The 2,439-nt window shown below is 57.2% G+C and carries 2 protein-coding genes and 1 pseudogene; all 3 read right to left on the reverse strand.

The genetic code is table 11. The features are described 5' to 3' along the window. Positions 1–1,114 (reverse strand): annotated as a pseudogene (locus tag IQ273_RS32530) (CAAX protease); the annotation flags it as partial. A gap of 168 nt (positions 1,115–1,282) precedes the next feature. After that, a complete protein-coding gene (locus tag IQ273_RS32535; protein ID WP_194027211.1) occupies positions 1,283–1,858 on the reverse strand; it encodes a Uma2 family endonuclease in 576 nt (191 codons plus the stop codon). A gap of 193 nt (positions 1,859–2,051) precedes the next feature. Beyond that, positions 2,052–2,315 (reverse strand): hypothetical protein, encoded by a 264-nt coding sequence (locus IQ273_RS32540; protein WP_194027212.1) that lies wholly within the window; start codon positions 2,313–2,315, stop codon positions 2,052–2,054. Positions 2,316–2,439 lie beyond the last annotated feature (124 nt).

The following is a 2,439-nucleotide window of genomic DNA, read 5'->3' on the forward strand; positions in this document are numbered from 1 at the left end:
CGTCGAGGTACACCACGTAGCGGCTGATCTGGCTGGGGTCGGCCACGGGTTCCGCCAAATTCCCGGCATTTACCGTGGTATTGATCTCATCGTCGTACCAGCCAGCCCACCAGCCCAAGGTTTCAAGCGGGGCCAGCAACCCAGCCACCACTAGGGCAACCAGCCCAATCCAGATGAAATTTAGCACCAGCTGCACCAGGGTGGGCAGACCAGCCAGCCAGCCAAACCACCATTCGCGAATGGGCCGCAGCAGGGCCAGCACGACCACCGTTAGCACCGCCATGGCTAGCAGCCCAAGGAAGGGTTTGAGGTTAGGCCACAGTCGCTCTGCATTGGGGCCAGAGTCTACGGAAATTGCGGCCCCGTTGGCTGTTGCCAGGCCCACTGAGGTCAGGCCCGTGGGTTCCCCAGTCACGGCTGCCATGACATTGCCCTGGTTGAGCGCGGTAATGCGCTGGGTAAACTCCTCCTGCCAACGAGTCGAGGTTTGGGCCAAGTTATCACGGTACGACTCGGTCAGGTCGCGGCGGTTGGTGACTAGCTCGACCCCAGCGGCCCGGTTGGCAATCCGCTTGCCCAGGTTGGCGATCGGCTGACCGATGGTATTTTGCAGCACCTGCAACACCACCCAGCCCAGGGCGACGTAGCCAAAGGCGTTGCTAATGCCCAGGTTGGCGATCGCCCCCACCCCCACCACCATAGCCAGTAGGTGCCAAACCGCCAGCAGGTTGAGAATGGGCACGCCTAGGTAGGGCAGCGCTCCCAAAAACGCAAACAGCAGCGGCGCATAGGCTGCCCCCAGCACCGTCACCAGCTGACCAAAGGGTATACTCCGCGTCCAGGGAGCTAGGGTGACCAGCCAGGTACTCAGCACCAGAGCCAAAAAGCCAAAGGCAAACAGTACCGCGTTGATGCCCAGACTGAGGACAAACCGGGCAGGCCGCACCTGGTTGATAAACAAAATAATACTTTGCCCGATGCCCTGAGATAGCCCCGCCAGCAGCACCAGCAGCAGCGCCAGCCCCTGTCCCCCTGGGATAGTGGTGGCAATGCGAAAAGCTTCCTCGTTGAGGGCAAAGACGTACCCCAGCACTTCCCAGAAGCGATCTAGCATTGGCCTTTGCCTCAACGGTGTGTCGAGATTTTACTCTAAGGGTAGAGCTAAAACGGTCTCTATTAGGTTAAGTGAAGGATTTTGAACAGCAATTACGCAACAGGCGCGGTTTCTGAGGCAGTTTCCGCTGCTTAGATGCCAGGCTATGGGCTGCGCGAATTGAGGTTTCTAGCCTAAAGCCAGCATCGCCTTGGCCATGAGCGGCCAGGCCGGGAACGTTGGCGATTCGACAACCATTTCCCCTGTAAAAACGACCTCGTTATAGCCCTGAGGGGTCAAGCTCAGCACCGTTACCTGCCCCACCACCGGGTCGAGAATCCAGTATTCACCGATGCCACGCCACTCGTACTGGTTACGCTTCTCGTAGTAGTCGCAGCGGTGGTTTTCTGCCCCTGGGCTCACCACTTCTACCACCAGCAGCGGGGGGGCCATCTCTAGGGTGATGGCCGCCTGCCCCAGCTCACGCATCTGCTCAGGGTGTTCAGGCCGCAGAACGGTGAGGTCGGGATAGCGATTTCTGGGCTGCCCCGGTATGGCGATCGCTAACCCCTGGGGGCAAACCTGCTCAATATCTACCAGCGTCTTGAATGCGTCGTACAGCCTTAAGGCGCGACGCAAATTATCGTAAGACTCTGGCGGCATTTCAACCAGTTCCCCGTAGGTGAGTTCGTAGTAGCCGTCAGCTGTCTCAGCGTGGGTGAGAAAGTCGTCAAAGGTTTTGAGCTGGGGTTGAGCCTGTACCATAGCGATCGCCTACTGCCCGATGTCCCTATTTTACCTAGCGCACACAAAGATCTTGCACTCATCATTAAGGCGATCGCGGTTACCCGAAATGTCTCAGTAGTCATCAGAGTAGACCATGGTTTGAGGCGATCGGTTAGGTTGCAGCCGCTTCAGAAGGGCTATTGCTGGATAAACGCTTGAGCCTAGTTCCAACTTATTTTGTGTCGGCTTTCCTGGGCAACGGCCTTCTGCCATTCAACGAAGAGGCAATCAGCAGGTTGCGCACCCAGTTGTCGTGATAGCGGAAACCGTTGAGTTGTTCAAAGGGGCATAAGCAGCCATCCATCGCTGTCCGAGTTTTGCGACAAAACGGATGAAAGTTCCAGAGTAATGCCATGGCCCGACTGGATTGCTCTGCGGATTCCCATTTCCCGTGGAAATCTTGCATGGCATATAAAGTGCGGTCGAGATAGTTCATGGGTCGGTCCACCTGATTACTGGTGCGATAAGCGTCAGGGAAGTCAAAGTTGGAAGAACCGAGACTTGCCTTTCAGCCGTCGCAAGCGCCCGTCAATAGCCTTGGGCAAGGTGCATCTGTTCAC

This window comes from Nodosilinea sp. LEGE 07298 (genome assembly GCF_015207265.1).
GTDB lineage: Bacteria > Cyanobacteriota > Cyanobacteriia > Phormidesmidales > Phormidesmidaceae > Nodosilinea.